Here is a 17167-nt window from a genome sequence, read left to right as displayed (position 1 = left end):
CTGGGTGAAGGAGATATCCTGCTGGCCGACAAGGGATATGACAGCAATGCCATCCGGGCTAAGGCCGCCGAGCGAAAGGCCTGGGCCAATATTCCGCCGAAGACAAACCGGAAAGGCTCCTTCGTGTTCTCCCGCTGGGTCTATCGACAACGCAATCTCGTGGAACGGTTCTTCAACAGGATCAAACAGTTTCGAGGCATCGCAACCCGGTATGACAAGCGTCCGGAAAACTACCTCGCCGCTGTAAAGCTCGTCGCTGCAAGAATATGGTGCCAGAGTTTATGAGTCGACGCCGTAATCTTATCACCGTTCTCATCAATCATTGTTAGGGGATAGCGAAAATCGCGACCGGACCCTTCATAGAATCCACCGGGACCGTAATTCTGTATGTTTCCGTTATAGCAATTACTACCAATTATATGTTCTAGCCTTGCGAGAAGTTGCGCGCGTGATTTAGTTATCTTAGATTTCGCCATTGGGCCGCTCCCGATGTAAAATGATAATTAATCCGATTGTTAATCTGTGTATTGAAGTGCAATACATCGTCAAAATGCAGAGTTGTTGAGACGCTTCAACATTATTCTGCCCATCGGCCATTCTTCAACAATTCCAAAACCGGACGGGATTTTGAACGTGCTTAAGCTCGGGGGCAGCTATCCGCTTACCTCTTACACCAACGTAGAGATCCCATATCTCTTTCGGTGCATCCCGCCCGACAAAGCCGAGCCTTTGTGCCTCTGAGCCATCGGCATAAGGGATGTCAGGGAAGTTGTCGGCAGTTGCGGCCATCCACCTCTCGGCCTCAAACGCTCCTACAACCACACCGCGGACAACAGCGAGAACATACTGAGCATTCTCAGCGCGTGACTTTGAAATTCTCCAGCAATAGCGGACGAGATTGTATATTGCTCGACGATCGAACTTATTATCAAGCTTATTGATGTTGATCAGAACAAGGCGATGCTCTGGATTCGAAGGAAATGCCGGAAGGCTGTATTTGTCCACGATCTCGACATGGTTCATGGGACCACGGTCGCTGCTGGCGTGGCCGCCCTGGGTGTTAGTGAGGCCTGGATAGGCATCGATCAGTGCAGCCTCGACTTCAAAGATCGCTGTCTCAGGTATCTCATGACGATGGATGACATGTAGCACTTCAAGCCCAGCGTTCTTTATCGCCCGGATGCGATCGAGCTTTGATCCAAGTGTTTGGCTGTCATCATCTGTTAAGTCTGCGACGCCAGCGGCATGATCGAATACGCGATTGTTACGACCTTTACCAACGTAAAACGTCTCGCCGTTCCGCGGATCGATGAGGCGATAGACGTAGTTGCCAAGCCGCTCGCATACTTCTTCAGAAAATCGCATGGCCGCCCCTTAGTTCAAGCTGATGATCTTCGCGGGCGAGAAGTTCTGAAACTTCTTAAACCCGCTGACCATTCCCTTGCCTGGCATGGGTGTGCCAATCGACCCTTTCAGCCAGCACTGCTTCTTCGCATAATTATAGGAGAATGCCATGCAGCGATTGTCGTCAACGCAAGCGAGGCGACAGTCGAGCGGCGTCTTGGCGGTGCTATGAGGGCGTGGGGAGAGATCGCCGCCTCGAAAGTCAACGTCGTGAAAGAGTGCGCTCTGCGGGTCGATCGTTCCAAGAGCAAATGTCGGCGGGTCGGCGTCGGCACCGCTGAGGAATCGGCCTGAGAAGGCGACACTATTTCCATCTGCCCGCCCTGCGCTGGATTTGAGGAAGCAGTTCGGTCCTTTTGTGATCTTTGGGTTGGCGTTGAAGGTGAACGCCTTGCATTGACCGTTCATCACCAGACAACTCTGAGCACATTCCGCAGCGTCGCTTGCGCGGATAGAAGAAATGTCGTCGCCGAAGAGATCCAAGCCGGTATAGACGGCGATCCGATTTGGGCGCTTCGTGAATTCTTCGATCGTTGAGAGTTTCGCTTGAGTCTGCGGCGTCGGCGTTGCGCTTACCGTTGTTTCTGTCGAGTGCGGCTGCTCCGGTGTCACCGGTTGCGTAGTTGATTCCGTTGTGCTCGTCGCGTTTGGGGCGGGCGGAGTTGTATCTGGTGCTGCCGACGCGCCGGCGGCAGAGGGCTTTAACGCATCGCCAGTTCGATTGAGCTTATAACGGTCAATCTCTTCTGGCGTGAAGACGTGCATGTCATTCGGCGGCGTCTTGAACATGACGCTCAACACGTCAACCGGAGTATCGAAGCGGTTGAGGACGTCAATGATGTCGGAAATCGTGAGCTGCGCTCCCACAAGGTCCGAGGTATCAGAGGAAATCTGATGCACGCCGAGCTTGCCGTCAACTTTCCGCTCGATGCCGGCAAGAAACATATAAGCACATGCGGATAGGCATGCGCTGTCTTTCGGGATGTAGGTCGCGAGCTTTCGCTCATGAATATCGTCCGCCATCAGCAGACCCATTTGCACGGCGCCGCCTGAGCTGTTCAAGGTAATAAGCTTAACGCCGGGGGCTGCGTGAAGAGCCCGCCGGAAGTTGAGCGCTGAGCCGACGTCGATATCGCCGTTCATCACTATGACATCTGGCTTGGCGTCATCCAAGACAAACGGGCCAAAGACTTTCTCAGACGCGGCTGCAGGGCTGGCCATTGTTGTTACACATAGCGCAGCGCTCAACGCGGCAGATCGAAGCAATTTATGCATGAACAAGCCCCCAGCCCAAGATTATCAAACTACATAGACCTCAAGCTGACAAGGTTGTTGTAGGCGCGAGGCTGTATATTCTGGATTGCGGTTAATGGACGACGCTCGTTCCGGGATAATCCTTGGCACCTCTCCAGGGGCATACTACGCGTGATCTTCAATTTCGATTGGAGATGACATGGCAACGATCAGAAAGCTTAGGGGACGTTGGCAAATGCAGGTGCGTCGTCGCGGAATGAAGCCCCGAGCAAAAAGCTTCGACAGCAAGGCCGACGCCGAGAAGTGGGCACGCGATCTAGAGACTCAGGTCGACCGCTTCGGTATCGCGCCGGACGCGAAGATCCTCGAGACCATGACGCTCGGTCAGCTCTTGAAGCGCTACCAGCAAGAGGTTTTGCCAACGAAGCGCGGCTTTACTCAGGAAAGCCAGCGCATTGATGTCCTGCGGCGTCACGATATTTCCCATCGAACGCTGATCGGCCTGGCGCAACAAGACATGGTCTCCTTTCGCGATGAACGTCTCCGGGCTGTTGCCGCTGGCCGATTTCGGCGAGGTGCGTTTCCGGGAGCAGATTGGCGAGCCAGGGCATGAGCCTGTCGGCAGCGACGGGGCCCGAACGGAGCGGCATGGTCAGCGATGTCGGAAAGGCCGAGCAGCGCGCTTCCCAGCTCGGGTCATAGTCCAGCCGCCAATCGCCATCGAAGGTCAGGTGGCCGACAGGGATGGCTTCGTAGAAGATCGTCGTCATCGACCGTCACCGAAGGTCGGTAGGAAGTCCAGGTCATCGTCAGGCGAGGTCGACGCGGCTTGGGCCGTCCTGAGATCGCCGATCTCGATGCCGACAGTGCGCGCTACGATCAACGACTTTTCAAGCTGGCAGCTTGGCTTGCCGGATTCAAGCTCGACGATGAAGCGCTCACCCGTGCCGGACCGAGCGGCAAGCTCTGTCTGCGTCCAACCAAGCGCCTTGCGTTTCTCCCGGACGGCGGCGCCGAAATCGCGTGCGGATCTGAACATCGAACATCTCCTGAGATGGCTTACCGTACAGGAAGATTTCTCGTAGATCAACGCGATCCTTACCGATCGGGAAGTGCGCGCAGACACGCTCCAAAATCACCCCGATCGGGAAGTTCCGGGCTTCATCACGACGTCGAAAAATGAGATCCTTGAGATGCGGGTATCGCGGGCTTAATTGGCGGAGAGTCCACCCTCTCCGCAATAAAAGTATGTATTATCATATATTTACGATGTTTATGCTTGCGATAGCCGTAACGGGTTTGCCTGTTTGCGATCACAATTGATCACAGGACCACGCTGAAGGCGCCGCTCGGCGAATCTCTTTCTTGGAATTCAACTCAGATCTTGCATTGCCACGCATTGGCGATCAGGGATGCGGATTTAGCGTGTTGCGCATATGTTAAAGGAATCGAGTTTTTTTAACTTACTGAGTCGCACATGTTAAATCCGTCCTATCAGCTTCCTGATCTGACATCGCTTGGAGGGTTTGGAAACCATTGAAGTTTTCAAAGCGCTCGCCGCCGCGGAGGAGCAATGGGCAAATCGACAATCGTCCTGGCTGCAGCATTTTTGCTGGCCCCATTCACTGCACAGGCACAAAATACGCCCTGCAGCGGTCATAAGGGCGGCATCAACCATTGCCAAGGCAATACTTTCGTCTGCAATGACGGATCTGTCAGTGGCAGCAAGAAATCCTGCCCAGCCTATACCGGAGGCCTCGGGATGGCCGCAGGCTTGCTGGGATCAGGCTCGACCGAAATGGCGCCGACGGAGACCGGCGACTGTTCCTGCGACAGCGGCAAATATTGCACCGGCCCTCGCGGCGGCCGCTTCTGCATTACCCATGAAGGAAAGAAGAGCTATATGCGGCACGATTGAGAGATTACGAAATCCAAGAGGAAAGCATAGTGGCAAACTCGGCAAGAGTGTTTTCCGGACTCCGATCGTCAGGCCATAGGGCCGACACTACCTTTTATCCGTTCTTACTTTTCGGTTTGCGGTTCGTCGTAAGCTCACGCCCCATTGCGCGTGCGATGGTTCGCCAATCACGGCCGCCCATGCCTGGGATTCTCAAGAGTTCGGCGTTTTTGGATCATTATATATCAGCCTTCAAGCTGATATATGAAAACAAGGATCAGTTTGTAGGCTGAAAGATGAAAAGTGATACTCGAAAAAGGGCTCGGCAGCGGCTCGATGAAAGACTTCGGGCGCTACAGCCAATTGACGGGTTCAAGACGCCGCCGAAGGGTTGGATACGAGCCCTTCGCGATGCCCTTGGCATGACGGGTGCGCAGCTCGGCGCACGCATAGGAATCCGGCCGCAGACAGTTGAATCAATCGAAAAATCCGAAGCAGCTGGAACAATCCAGCTCAATACGTTGCGTCGTGCCGCTGAGGCATTAGATTGCACGCTCGTCTATGCTCTTGTCCCCAACACTTCGCTTGAGACCGTTGTCTAGGCGCGGGCGCGCAAGATCGCGATACGTGAACTCCAGCGTGTCGCCCACACGATGCGTTTGGAAGCTCAAGGTACGGATAACGCGGATTTCGAATCTCGTGTTCAGGCATATATCCGCAACAAGCTCGCTGAACGTGACCTCTGGAACGAGGCGTGACAGATCTCTTTCAGGAACCTGAAGACGCTAGACCGCTCGAGCCGCAGGAGCGAGAGGGCTTGCTTCAGACGTGGATCACTCACCGACGCGACCTCAACAAGGCGGAGGAGGAAAATATCGTCGATGGTGCGGCTTGGGCGCTTGGCCGGCGGCGCTTGCCGCTCGAGCGGATGCTAAGCGAAGATTTCATGCGGATGCTTCATAAGCGGATGTTCGGTGACGTCTGGCAGTGCGCCGGCACGTTCCGAGCCACGTAACGCAATATTGGCATTCAAGCTTATCGCGTCGGAACTGAGCTCGCGAGCCTATTGAATGACGTTCGATATTGGATTGAGCATGAGACATTTCCCCCCGATGAAATAGCGGTCAGATTTCATCATCGCCTCGTCGGCATCCATCCGTTCCCGAACGGAAACGGTCGCCACGCGCGGCTGGCGGCCGACCTCCTAATCGAGCGCCTTGGCGGCTCGCTTTTCAGTTGGGGTGGCGGCAGTCTGGCCAATGTTGGCGAATTGCGAGCCCGCTACATCGCAGCGCTACGCGCCGCAGATAATCGTGATATCGCTCCGCTTATAGAATTCGCGCGCGGCTGATTGCAAAGATCCCAGTGCCCGTCCGTGTCGACGCGACTCTTCGGGACTGAGTCCTCGTCCGCCGTGCTCGCTGTGCCGGCGGGCCCATCTTTGCGGATCCGTCAGCACGATCAGAACTGAGTAGTTCTTGGCGGGGGAGTCCGAATTGCAGATCAGCACATTGAAGATGACTGCATCGAGAAACTTCAGGCGCTCGGCAGGCGAAACCAGACCGGACAAAGTCCAACATCATTTGCAGTGTCACGCCACGTCCTGTTGAGGATCCCTTGTACTTCTGGAATGGGAATCGGCGCAATTGGGAGCAGGGGGAGCCTTAACCCTCGGGAAACCGATAGACCACCTCGCCAAAAGACCCGGTCGGAAACACGTAAAAGAACTTCAAATTAGCGGATGATTCATTGCGGATGCCGTGTTCGGCGTTGCTGGGGATGAAGACGGTCGTGCCTGGTTTGACCGTCGTTTCCTGGCCGTCGATCCGGACGATACCGGTTCCCTCGAAGATGAAGTAGATTTCCGATGGGTCGTGGCGATGCGGTTTGAGTTCGCCGCCGGGCGCAAGGTCGGCGATGCCGGCGCTCATGCTGTCGGTGGGGGTGATGTCGCTGCTCAGGAGCGTGTGCCAAGAGATGGAGCCGTGGACGGGGTCATTCCATCCGTCGCGCGGGCGTTCTTCAGCTGTGGTGATAACGGCTTGCGATCTCTTTGTCATTTTTCCTCGAAACGCTGGGTCAGCAACCAGCCGGAACGGTGTCACAGCCGTTGGGAATGTCAATTGAATGGTGCATCGAGTCAGTCGATATCGGCTATCGTTCGCCGGGTTTCGATGGCTTGTCGAAGCGCCATAAGGCGAGGGGCGGTAGGCGTGGAGCTATGTCTTGATCACCAGACGCGGGAAGGTCTCCCCGCTCCTGCGCTTTGCTTTGAATTCGATCTTGAACCGCGGGGTTCAGGTTCGCCGCAGGAAGTCCACGATCAGGTTCGAGATAATTTGCGGGGCATCTTCGAAGCAGTAATGGCCGACGCCTGGGAGGCGCTCGATGGGAGCTGATGGGAATAGGGCGGAGAAGAGCGGCAGGAAATATTCGGCATGCAGCGTTCGATCCGCCTCGCCCCAGATGGCGAGTGCCGGCTTGCTGCGGATGATGCGCTCGGCTGCCGGATCGGGCGTTTCGAATTCATGCGCGCCGATCGCAAAGCCCTTGGCCCAGCCGAGCGCGCCGAGGCAATCGGCTTCCGTTGCGAAGGGTGCGCCATAGGCATCGATCCAGGTGTCGGTGATAACGGCGTTGTTCCCGAAGCCGTTGAGCTTGAGCGTGCTGAGAATGTTGAAGCCGAGATTGTTGAGCACCGGTTCGAGCGTGCCGTCGGCTTCGGCCTTGATGATCCATTGAAACCAGGGTGATCGAGCGGCGTTCGCTACCGCCCGATCGACAGCATCCGGTTGGCCGAAGGATGTCGGCCCGTTTGCCGAGATGATGCGGCGGATGCGCTCGGGATGGCGGGCGGCGAAGCCCATCCCGACCGGTCCGCCGAAATCATGCATGACGAGGGTGATGTCGGTGAGGCCGAGCGCAAGCACGAAAGCCTCAAGATTGGCGATGTGATCCTGCAGCCAATAGCTGCGGCCGCGGGCGTTTCGCTCTTGCCGAAGCCCATATGATCGGGAACGACGACGCGATGCGTGCGGCTCAGCGTCGAGATCAGATGGCGAAACAGATAGCCCCAGGTCGGCTCGCCATGCAGGCAGAGGATCATCTCGCCGTCGCCAGGCCCTTCGTCGCCATAGTGCATGCGGAAGCCGGGTGCTTTGGTGAAATGCGGCGCGAAGGGGTATGTGCCGGCGAAGGTCGCATCGGAAGGAATCACGGTTGCTCTCCTGGTGTGGTTTTAATTTGAAACCGCTATCTTAATATCTCTTGTGGTTTCAGTTTGCAACCGATATGTTGAGCTAAATGTTGCAGCTGTTTGCCTGCGTTCTTGAGGCAGCATCGGCACAGATGCGGAAGCAAGTGAGGAAAGATCAGATGGCCAAGAGAGTAAGCCACAAGGATTCCCTCTGCGGGATAGCGCGGCCGCTGGATGCGATCGGCGACTGGTGGTCGCTCTTGATCATCCGCGATGCCTTCGATGGTCTGCGCCGGTTCGGCGAATTTCAGAAGAGCCTCGGCCTTGCCAAGAACATCCTCTCGGCTCGGCTGCGCAATCTCGTCGCCCATGGCATCATGGATACCATGCCGGCTTCCGATGGCACCCCCTATCAGGAATATGTGCTGACGCAGAAGGGGCAGGGCTTGTTTCCGCTGCTGGTGGCACTTCGCCAATGGGGCGAGGATTTCTTCTTCCAGCCGGATGAGCCTCATGTGATGCTGGTCGACAGGGCAACGCATATGCCTGTGCGGCGGCTGGAATTGCGGGCGCAGGACGGGCGCATGCTTATGGCCGAGGATACGGTGGTCGTGGCGCCGCCGCTCGCCGCGGGTGAGCACGAATAAGTTAGCCGTTCAAAATCTTTGCTCGCCGTTTAGCAGAGTTTGCTCGGCTGCCGGGCTCCCTCGGCGCAGAAACCAGGCGAAGAGAAGCGGATCGGCGCCGCCAGTGGATCGCCTGAGTGAATGAGGGTTGGGTCGTCGGCTTTGGGGCAATAGTTCGGCCACGGCCGAACTAATTTAGGCGTCATGTCGGCTACACTGAAACTCTCAAAGGAGAGTTTGCAATGTTGACGAAAACAGCCGAATTCAAGGTAGCTGCGAGCGATCGCGAGCATATCGAAATCCAGCCCAGCGTGCTTTATGTCGGCACTCCCATCGTGCTGATTACAAGCCTCAATCCTGACGGCACGACGAATATCTCGCCGATGTCCTCGGTTTGGCCTTATATGATCGGGTCGTTCTGGGCCTGACATCGACCAGCAAGGGTCAGGAAAATCTCCTGCGCGAGCGCCAGCTGGTGCTGAATTTCCCGTCGCCCGAGCTGTGGCCGAAAGTCGACGCGATCGCGGCAACGACAGGCCGCAATCCCATTCCTCCCCACAAGGAAAAGATCGGCTATCGTTTCGAGGCTGATAAATTCGATGCGGCTGGCCTCACGCCGCAGGCAGCCGATCTTGTGCGGCCTATGCGCATCGCAGAATGTCCGATCCAGTTCGAGGCGGAGGTGGTGGCGGCCCATCCTCCGCTGAGGAATGGCCTCTGGAGCGTCCCGAAGCCTTCTCCATCGTCGAAGCGAAGGTCCTTCGCGTCCACGCGCACAAGGATATCGTTGTCGCCGGCACCAACCATATCGATACCAGCAGATGGAGCCCGCTGTTTTACGTGTTTTGACGTTACTTTGGCAGCGGGCCGGATCTCGGCCGCACTTTCAAGGCAGAGAGATGATGCATGCAGCCGGGTCCATCGTCGCAACCGGCTCCAACGCTACGCAAAATGAAAGCTTCGCGTTTCTGCCGGCTACTCACACTGCGCCATTTGGTGTAGCCGAGCAGCCCGGCAGTGCCGTCGAGCGCAACGCGCCGATAACAGCAGACCAATCTGTCGAGCCAGCCGTGTCTGCTCAATCGAAGGTGCAAGACGCCGGTATCAGGATCGATCTTTCTCGCATTGGAGAAAAATAGATTGAGGTCGCCGGGCTTCTCCTGACGGGTTTCGGCTGAGGAGCTGGACTCTGCAACATAATAATAGTGTAATTCAGACGCGCTAAATTAGTGTGATGGAAAGGCAGAAAACTAGTGTGAGTCAAAAGCATAATATTAGTGTTTGCCAGATGCGCTAAATTCGCTTTCGATCGAGGGATATGAAGTTTCCGAAGAGCTGATCCGGAGGGTGCAGGACGGCAAGTGGGAGCCGGACGCCGACGCCCGGGACAACGAAACCAGGAACGCGCTTGCCGCCAAAGGATACAGATTGGCATTCGAGGAGGTTCGCGAGGACATTGCGAAGATTCTCGATGGGGCACCCACGGGTGAGCTGCTCGAGGCAAGGCACCAGGATTGGTTCCGGGCTATGTTCAGCCCGTCGGTGGCCGCGGGCATCATCGAGGCGCATCAATTGGCTGGCTATCGCTCGCATAACGTCTATCTACGCAGTTCATCGCATGTCCCCTTGCCACCGCACGCGATCGCCGACGCAATGGACGCGCTCTTCGAAAGCATTTCGGGCGAACCCGATGCGCGCGTGAAGGCGATCCTTGCCCCGTTCCTATTCACCTATATCCACCCGTTCCCGGATGGAAATGGCAGGACGGCGCGCTTCATGATGAATGCCCTCCTGGCTGAAAGCGGAGTCCCATGGACGGTCATCCCGGTGGCACGACGAGACGAGTACATGAACGCCCTTGAGGCGGCGAGCCAGCATGAAAACGTCGTGCCCCTAACGATATTTGTATCGGAGCTGGTCAACGCGCCACCGCCTACGGGGATTGCGTGAAATCAGAACAAATGGCTATCTTCCCATCGCTAACTCACTGCCTAGCCGTTAAACATCGTCGGCGGGCGTGACGAGATCAACATGGCTCACTCCCAAGGCCTGAGCCAGTTCATAGAGCGTAGTGATGTCGGATTCCCCAAGTTCCATGAAATGACCTAAGCCCCTTAGTTTTCTACAATAATTTGCGGGGTTGATCACAGCTCGGGTTACTGCCGATGGCGGAGCCGCCCAAAAGCCTGCCATCGAACATCAGTTTGCGCGAAACAGCTCCGCAAAGGCAACATCTGCCTTCTCCGGGAATGCCGGGTCAGAACGTCTTGTATCTTAGCGATTTGGTTCTCATAGAGCCTGGAATTTATCGCAAGCGCGGTATCGACATCGGCCCTCGCATTATCGAATTGATTTCCGCATGCCTCAATCCAGGCCCGAAGCCTCAATGCTCTCGGATTTCGGGTGTTCGTCGTTAGGATGTCGGAGGGGCACAATAACCACACTCCAGGTAGAAGTGAGCTCGATGATCCCGACCCTCAAGGTCTGGTCGATGGACATGCAGGTGCAGGCCAGCGGGTTGGAAGTGTTCCGGTAGGGCAGCCCGGCTCAAAAGAACGTGTCGATTTTGGCAAAATTATTGGCAGTTATGTCGATCCTGTTACCGGTGAGACGACCGATCTTACTTCCGTCTATTGCAGCCAAAGAGCTTTGGGCATGAGGGGAGTTCAGTTCGAAGCGAAAAATCAATATCAGGATTCAGATGCATCCGCTGGTAGTTTTCGACAATGAAAATACAGGGAATGTAATATATTATCCAGCTTCATTAATTAATGTGTTACTCCGGGCATTCATTTTATAATTATCGAATATTAAAGATCGAAAACCAAAACAAAAAGTTCTTTAACCATATTCATATACGAGTCCCACTCTCATCGAGCATCTTTTGAGAGGGGATGATGAACAAGGCCATACTTGCTGCAATAATCATGTCGATAGCAGCCTCGACTGCAAATGCCCAGACGATCGGCGTGGCCATGTCCGATCTCGATAAATTCCGAACCGCATTGCTCGACGGCATTGTCTCCCATGGAAAGACGATTTCGGGATTGAAGGTGGTCACCCAAACCGCCAAGGGCGACAATGAGCTGCAAAAGAAGCAAGTTCAACAGTTCATCGCGGACAAGGTCGACGCGATTATCGTTGCCGTTTCGGACGGTGACCTCGGCCCGCAAATGACGAAACTTGCCTCGGACGCCCATATTCCCCTCGTCTACATCAACAATGTGCCTTCCAATCTGTCGGACCTGCCCGAAACTCAGGCCGTTGTCGCGTCAGACGAGAAGGAATCAGGAACGCTACAGACGAAAGAAGTCTGCTCTCTGCTAAAGGGAAAGGGGCGCCTGGTGGTGTTGATGGGTGAACCCTTCCACGCGGCGGCGCGCGCCCGCACGCAGGATATCGATAGCGTCATCGCTACATCCGCCTGCAAGGATCTGCAGATTGTCGAACGGCAGGCCGCCTATTGGTCGCGTGACTATGCCGATCAACAAATGCAGGAGTGGCTGTCGGCGGGTGTGAAGTTTGATGCTGTGATTGCCAACAACGACGAAATGGCGCTCGGCGCAATCCGTGCGATGAAGCGCAATGGCATATCGATGAAAAACGTCGTTGTTGCTGGCATCGATGCAACCGACGATGCTTTGGCGGCAATGCAGGCTGGCGACCTGGCAGTCACTGTTCTTCAAAGCGCCTCTGGGCAGGGAGCAGCGGCGGTCGATGTGGCCGTCAAACTTGCCAGCGGACAGAAGGTGTCACGGGAAAACAACGTGCCTTTCGAACTGGTGACCCCACAAAATATCACTAGCTACCTGCCGAAGACCCAGTGACCGAGGAAAATACGATGTTACGTTTTTGGAATAAACTTGGCATCCGAGGCCAGATTACCGCGGGTTTCCTACCACTAATCTTGCTTATGAGCTTTCTTTCGATCAACGCCCTTTCCGGTATGGATGGACTTTCCTCGATCTTCACGTCCTATCGCGGGACTGCGGGACAAAGCCTTGCCATTTCCCGCTACAGCGATGAACTTAGCGAGATTCAAAAGGCAGTGGAGGCCTTTCGATCGAGCCCGACGCAGGATGTGATTGATCGTTTTCATGCGGGCGTCAAGTCGTTCGCAGAGGACGATCCGCGCTTTGCCGGCAATGCCACGCTTCAGGCGGGAATGACGGCAATTCGCCAGGATGTTGGCGCTTACAGCAGAGCTTTTGAGCGGATCGTGACACTGCAGGGGAAGCGAGATTCTCTGATTTCCAAAGTCACGGAGTTTGGGCCTTGGACGAGCATCGCGCTCAATGACGTGATGCGGAGCGCCTGGCGTCAGAACGACGTGGCGTTGCTGCATGCGACGGCTGCGACGCTCGAGGCCTTAAACCGCAGCCTCTATTTCTCTGAGCGATTCATCCATTCCGGCGACCTTGCCGCCTACGATACGGCGCAGTCGGCCTTGAATGAAGCGATGGCGTTAAACGACGTGGCCGCGAAGGCGGCAAAGAATGAACTGCAGCACAAGCGTGTCATGGGTGCGGGGCAGCTCATGCAAAACTATACAAGCCGCCTTGGCGATGTTCGGGATGTCCTGCTGGCGACCAACAAGATCCGCGACAACGAACTCAATGTTCTCGCGCCGAAGATCGCCAAGGGCTTCGAGGATTTGCAAGCGTCCGTCATGGACACGCAAAAGACGCTCGATGGATCGGTTGATGCGACCGTCGCCGCCGCGAGTAGCTCTACGCTTGCGATTAGCGGAGTTCTGATCGTCATCGGTCTCGTTCTTGCCTATTTTATCGGGCAGCTGATTTCTTCCAACGTACGCAGCATGGCACGCTTGATGGAACGCCTGGCTCGTGGCGATGACACGATGACCATAAGCGGTACCGAACAACGTCACGAGCTCGGGGCGATGGCGCGCTCATTGAAGGTCTTTCAGGAGACCGGGCGAGCCAAGCTCATTGCCGAAGCCACGGCCGAACGGGCACGCATCGCAGCCGAAGAAGACAGGCTTCGCCAAGAGGCCGAGCGGCTTGCCGATGCACAGGTGATGGAGCACGCGTTCCAACAGATTTCGCTGGGCCTGGATGCCCTGTCTAAGGGTGACCTGACCGCCAGGGTCGGTGACGTCGATGTCCGCTATGCCCGCATCCGGGATCACTTCAATAACTCGGTATCCAGTTTGGAGGAGGCCGTCGATTCCGTTATCGGCGCGGTTGCCACCATCAAGTCCGGTCTCGCCGAGATCTCGACGGCGTCCAACGATCTTGCGCGCCGCACGGAACAGCAAGCAGCCTCTCTCGAGGAGACCGTTGCGGCCTTGGGCGATGTGACGCGCGGTGTCAATGGAACTGCGGAGGGAGCAAGCCATGCTCAAAGCGCGATGGTCAATGCGCGCGCTAACGCAGAAAATGGTGGTGCGATTGTCGCCCGTGCGATCGCGGCAATGACCGAAATCCAAAACTCATCATCCCAGATCGGCAACATTATCGGTGTCATCGACGAGATCGCATTTCAGACCAACCTGCTGGCTCTGAATGCCGGCGTGGAGGCAGCTCGGGCCGGGGAAGCAGGCAAAGGTTTTGCCGTCGTTGCCCAGGAAGTGCGCGAGTTGGCACAGAGATCAGCAACGGCGGCCAGGGAGATCAAGTCGCTGATATCCATGTCCACGGATCAGGTGAAGACGGGCGTCCAGCTTGTCGGGGAATCCGGTACGTCGCTTTCCCACATCGTGGAGCAGGTAGGTGCCATGAGCTCGACGATTGCAGAGATTGCTGTCGCAGCGCGTGAACAGGCGGCAAGCCTGAGAGAAGTTTCAGCTGCGGGTGACCAGATGGATAAAGTCACCCAACAGAACGCGGCCATGGTGGAACAGACGACGGCGGCCGCGCAAAGCCTGACGCAGGAAACCGAAAATCTCGCGGACTTGGTGCATCGTTTCAAGACGCGCAGCACCGGCGTTTCTGAGATACGTCTTTATGCGATGGCATCATAAGTGAGTGAACTGTCCAACCTGTTTTGGTCGCAGATGTGTTGCGGCCTACCCTCGGGCTAGGCATTCTCGGCCAGAAATATCTGGATATCTGGCGCAATAGAGACTGCTTCTTCCGGGAGCCGACCCAAGAGTTTGACGATTGTCTCGACTGCCAGACGGGCTTCCAGGGTAAGCCCACGGTGAAGGCCGTCTTGCGATAGAGGGCTGCTGACTGCCACTCCTAGTGATAACATTAGGAGTGGTCATATGACGAAGCATCCAATTGAGGTTATCACGTCCGTAGAGCGCCGTCGTCGCTGGTCACGCGAAGAGAAGAATGTTGGTGTACGGCCGGAGCGGAATTGGCTCCGCTTTACGCTGAAAACAACAGGGTCGATGGTTCAGTCCTCCAAGAGCAAAATAATCATTCATGAAACCCGCTATTCAAATCGCACACAAAAACGAGAGTTTGTGGGGGTATAGACGACGTCATAGCTGGCCGTTATGCTGGCGTAATGACCAACGCTGCGCCCCCGAAACGCACCTTCGATCCGATGCTGCCGCGAACGGGGCACTATCGGCCCATTCCCGAGACGGAAGACAAGGCCTTCAGTGTCTGGCTGCAGGGCCAGTTCGACGAGATCCTGTCTTTGTCCGAAGCGCCGCCACGTTGTCCGCATTGCCAAGGCGAAGGGACAGTCCTCAAGGCGCGTGCGTCACCTCCCAGGCCCGTTATACCCGTGTTCAGCTGTCAAACGTGCGAAATACATTTTCGCCGCACCACTGGGACACCGCTGTCAGGCCTCAAGTTTCGGAAGCTTAGCCTATTCGTCTGCCTCCTGTCGCAACAGCGGCCAGTCACCGAGGCAGCCGAGGCTATCGGTGTGAAGGCCGTCACGGTAAAGCGCTGGATCGAACGAACGCGTGAGTGGATCGTGCAGCTCGATCCGAGCGGCCATTGGGACGCAAAGGTTCGGCTTGGCATGGAGATCCGTCCTGATATTCCATGCCCGAACTGCGGCGCAACAGATGGCATGCACTATCGCGGCTTTGATTCAGACACCGGCGATCGCCGGTTCCGTTGTGATGCCTGCGGGCGGTTTGCCCGTCTGTCAAACGTGCTGCGCGACCAAGAGCCAGGTTTCGTGCTCGAGCATCGTGTCGTGATGCGTCCGCCATCGACCCGCCGTAAGGTCTGATCTACCGCCGCGAAAGAAACGTGATGACTGACAATGACGACCGCCCGGATGACACGGCGTTGCCACCGGAAGACAAGATGGGTGTTGCAGTTCCGAAAACCCCGGCCCACTCGCTCATGCTCTTGAACAGCTACATGCGGACCGACATGCTCCAGCACGTCCATTTGCGCCTCCATAAGATGAGGGATGCGGACGAGCCTGGCTCGCCGTTACATCATATGGTGAAAAGCCTCTAACAGGTTATCGACACCTGGGATGGGATTCATCTGTTCGAGTGTTTTACTCGCAACCGCTTCCACATCGATCCGAACTGCGAATTTCAGCCGGAGCATGACTATCTCCATGACATCAAGCTGATGAAGCATCACCTCAAATGCCATAGGAAAACGATCAAGGGGCTGGACCGCTGGCGCTGACCGCTCTTATGTAGGGTTTCTGTTCCGTTGCATCTACCCAAACTCCAATATCCGCTATGCGTGTTCCTATCCGCATTAAGCAAAGTCATTGGTGTAAAATTCACACAGGCTTTACCAAACTTACGCGAACTCCCCAAAGTTTACTCTCCATATCCGTGTAAAGATTGACGTTCGCTGCCAAGTCCATCAAGAGAAAGGATCAATATGTGCCGCATGACGCGGCCTGGGCGAGGCGAGAAGTAGGCTACATTTTCCGGCGAGAACCGCGGACGTGGCCTGGCCTCAAAAGGGCGAGAGCGTATCGTGGGCAAGCATCCAGGGCAGGATTCCAGTAAATCGTTCAACGAGCGGACCGGAGCAAGCAGAGTCGTTCGGCGGCTGTTGCGCCTCGGACACCAATCGCTTGCTGTCACACTTAGCGCGCTCTTGTTTTTACAGCCGGCGATTGCCAATGCCCAGTCGGTATCGGCAAGCACCACGGCACCTGCCGCTAATCAGCCGGGTGTCGGAGCCGCCCCGAATGGCGTACCGCTAATCGATATCGTCACACCGAACGCCAGTGGTCTCTCGCATAACAAGTACGACAGCTTCAATGTCGGCACACAAGGGCTTATCCTCAACAACTTCAAGGGTGAAGTGGGCGCGTCGAACTTGGGCGGCGCCACCCCCGGCAACCCGAACCTCAACGCCTCCAACCCGGCTTCGGTCATCCTAAACGAAGTCACGTCGGGCAATCGTTCCGCGTTGAACGGCCCGACCGAAGTGTTCGGCGGCAGGGCTGACGTCATCATCGCGAATCCAAACGGGATCACCTGCGGGGGCTGCGGCTTCATCAACACGCCGCGAGCGACGCTGACATCAGGCGTGCCCAATATCGGCGCCGACGGCAGCCTGTCAGGCTTCACCGTCAACGGCGGCGACGTCACCTTCGAAGGGGCAGGCGGAAACTTCGCGGCTGCCCCCGGCGCCGTCGACCTGTTCGACGTCGTTGCCCGCAATATCCATGTCAATGCGCCGGTCTACGGCAAGACCATCCGCCTGACGGGCGGCGCCAGCCAATACAATTATGCCACCGGCGAAGCGACGGCGCTGACCGCCACGTCAGGCACGCCGGAATACGCGATCGACGGCACGGCACTCGGCGCCATGCAGGCCGACCGCATCAAGGTCGTCGTCACCGAGAAGGGCGCCGGCGTCAAGATGAGCGGTG

20 protein-coding genes and 5 pseudogenes are annotated in these 17167 nt (G+C 56.4%); 17 read left to right on the top strand and 8 right to left on the bottom strand.

The genetic code is table 11. The features are described from left to right. Positions 1-285: transposase (locus PH552_RS33410; protein ID WP_285166659.1), on the top strand; the 285-nt coding region annotated here is incomplete at its 5' end. Positions 286-600: 315 nt separating this feature from the next. Here the strand turns inward: PH552_RS33410 and PH552_RS33405 are convergent. Next, positions 601-1365 carry an LEM-3-like GIY-YIG domain-containing protein gene (locus tag PH552_RS33405; RefSeq protein ID WP_183765878.1) on the bottom strand — a complete coding sequence of 255 codons (765 nt, stop codon included), beginning with the start codon at positions 1363-1365 and terminating at the stop codon, positions 601-603. A gap of 9 nt (positions 1366-1374) precedes the next feature. Continuing rightward, positions 1375-2679, bottom strand: coding sequence for a PAN domain-containing protein (locus PH552_RS33400; protein WP_285166675.1), 1305 nt, complete (start codon positions 2677-2679; stop codon positions 1375-1377). A 178-nt stretch (positions 2680-2857) separates the two neighbouring features. On the opposite strand from PH552_RS33400, the pseudogene PH552_RS33395 reads away from it, so the two are divergent. Further along, positions 2858-3214 (top strand): annotated as a pseudogene (locus PH552_RS33395) (site-specific integrase); the annotation flags it as partial. 52 nt (positions 3215-3266) lie between these two features. On the opposite strand, the pseudogene PH552_RS33390 reads toward PH552_RS33395, so the two are convergent. Beyond that, positions 3267-3428 (bottom strand): annotated as a pseudogene (locus PH552_RS33390) (HipA N-terminal domain-containing protein); the annotation flags it as partial. After that, a complete protein-coding gene (locus tag PH552_RS33385; protein ID WP_183765809.1) occupies positions 3425-3697 on the bottom strand; it encodes a helix-turn-helix transcriptional regulator in 273 nt (90 codons plus the stop codon). The gene PH552_RS33385 and the pseudogene PH552_RS33390, both read right to left, overlap by 4 nt. A 534-nt stretch (positions 3698-4231) precedes the next feature. Here PH552_RS33385 and PH552_RS33380 point away from each other — a divergent pair. The 3 genes and pseudogenes from PH552_RS33380 to PH552_RS33370 all read left to right on the top strand — a co-directional run bounded on the left by PH552_RS33380 (position 4232) and on the right by PH552_RS33370 (position 5906). Then, the gene (locus tag PH552_RS33380; RefSeq protein ID WP_183765806.1) at positions 4232-4576 is read left to right on the top strand and encodes a YdcA family protein; all 345 of its coding nucleotides are present in this window, start codon (positions 4232-4234) and stop codon (positions 4574-4576) included. 275 nt (positions 4577-4851) lie between these two features. Next, positions 4852-5313, top strand: a pseudogene (locus PH552_RS33375) (mobile mystery protein A). Continuing rightward, positions 5310-5906 (top strand): annotated as a pseudogene (locus PH552_RS33370) (mobile mystery protein B). The pseudogenes PH552_RS33375 and PH552_RS33370 overlap by 4 nt, the downstream one beginning before the upstream one ends. Here the strand turns inward: PH552_RS33370 and PH552_RS33365 are convergent. The 4 genes and pseudogenes from PH552_RS33365 to PH552_RS33350 all read right to left on the bottom strand — a co-directional run. Further along, positions 5850-6125: a hypothetical protein gene (locus PH552_RS33365; protein ID WP_245430227.1), complete on the bottom strand. Its 276-nt coding sequence runs from the start codon at positions 6123-6125 to the stop codon at positions 5850-5852. The pseudogene PH552_RS33370 and the gene PH552_RS33365 sit on opposite strands and share 57 nt — an antisense overlap. A 94-nt stretch (positions 6126-6219) precedes the next feature. Then, positions 6220-6615, bottom strand: a complete 396-nt coding sequence (locus PH552_RS33360) for a cupin domain-containing protein (RefSeq protein ID WP_169646293.1) — start codon at positions 6613-6615, stop codon at positions 6220-6222. A gap of 237 nt (positions 6616-6852) precedes the next feature. After that, entirely contained in the window at positions 6853-7485 is a 633-nt protein-coding gene (locus tag PH552_RS33355; protein ID WP_285166673.1) for an alpha/beta fold hydrolase, read from the bottom strand. 104 nt (positions 7486-7589) lie between these two features. Beyond that, positions 7590-7661 (bottom strand): annotated as a pseudogene (locus PH552_RS33350) (hypothetical protein); the annotation flags it as partial. A gap of 269 nt (positions 7662-7930) precedes the next feature. Here PH552_RS33350 and PH552_RS33345 point away from each other — a divergent pair. From PH552_RS33345 to PH552_RS33290, 12 genes are all read left to right on the top strand, one after another. Continuing rightward, positions 7931-8398: a winged helix-turn-helix transcriptional regulator gene (locus tag PH552_RS33345; RefSeq protein WP_285166671.1), complete on the top strand. Its 468-nt coding sequence runs from the start codon at positions 7931-7933 to the stop codon at positions 8396-8398. A gap of 221 nt (positions 8399-8619) precedes the next feature. Further along, a complete protein-coding gene (locus PH552_RS33340; protein ID WP_246698681.1) occupies positions 8620-8805 on the top strand; it encodes a hypothetical protein in 186 nt (61 codons plus the stop codon). A 229-nt stretch (positions 8806-9034) separates the two neighbouring features. Further along, complete coding sequence (locus tag PH552_RS33335) at positions 9035-9226, top strand: hypothetical protein (protein WP_246698680.1); 192 nt, start codon at positions 9035-9037, stop codon at positions 9224-9226. Between the two features lie 50 nt (positions 9227-9276). Next, positions 9277-9516: a lysozyme family protein gene (locus tag PH552_RS33330; protein ID WP_183765823.1), complete on the top strand. Its 240-nt coding sequence runs from the start codon at positions 9277-9279 to the stop codon at positions 9514-9516. 208 nt (positions 9517-9724) lie between these two features. Continuing rightward, a complete protein-coding gene (locus tag PH552_RS33325) occupies positions 9725-10327 on the top strand; it encodes a Fic family protein (RefSeq protein WP_285166669.1) in 603 nt (200 codons plus the stop codon). A gap of 468 nt (positions 10328-10795) precedes the next feature. Further along, positions 10796-11107, top strand: a complete 312-nt coding sequence (locus PH552_RS33320; protein ID WP_183765794.1) for a polymorphic toxin type 50 domain-containing protein — start codon at positions 10796-10798, stop codon at positions 11105-11107. Between the two features lie 167 nt (positions 11108-11274). Next, positions 11275-12204: a substrate-binding domain-containing protein gene (locus PH552_RS33315; protein ID WP_285166679.1), complete on the top strand. Its 930-nt coding sequence runs from the start codon at positions 11275-11277 to the stop codon at positions 12202-12204. A gap of 14 nt (positions 12205-12218) precedes the next feature. Continuing rightward, positions 12219-14363 carry a methyl-accepting chemotaxis protein gene (locus tag PH552_RS33310; protein WP_113250852.1) on the top strand — a complete coding sequence of 715 codons (2145 nt, stop codon included), beginning with the start codon at positions 12219-12221 and terminating at the stop codon, positions 14361-14363. A gap of 246 nt (positions 14364-14609) precedes the next feature. Continuing rightward, positions 14610-14825, top strand: coding sequence for a hypothetical protein (locus PH552_RS33305; protein ID WP_145645485.1), 216 nt, complete (start codon positions 14610-14612; stop codon positions 14823-14825). 32 nt (positions 14826-14857) lie between these two features. After that, positions 14858-15541 (top strand): DUF746 domain-containing protein, encoded by a 684-nt coding sequence (locus tag PH552_RS33300; RefSeq protein ID WP_183765792.1) that lies wholly within the window; start codon positions 14858-14860, stop codon positions 15539-15541. Positions 15542-15564: 23 nt separating this feature from the next. Beyond that, a complete protein-coding gene (locus PH552_RS33295) occupies positions 15565-15777 on the top strand; it encodes a hypothetical protein (protein WP_183765789.1) in 213 nt (70 codons plus the stop codon). 561 nt (positions 15778-16338) lie between these two features. Next, positions 16339-17167 (top strand): filamentous hemagglutinin N-terminal domain-containing protein (locus PH552_RS33290; RefSeq protein ID WP_483315522.1); only part of this gene is annotated, 829 nt, incomplete at its 3' end.

The organism is Rhizobium aureum, assembly GCF_030182495.1.
Taxonomy (GTDB): Bacteria; Pseudomonadota; Alphaproteobacteria; order Rhizobiales; family Rhizobiaceae; genus Rhizobium; species Rhizobium tropici_C.
This window is presented reverse-complemented; position numbering and strand designations above follow the sequence as displayed.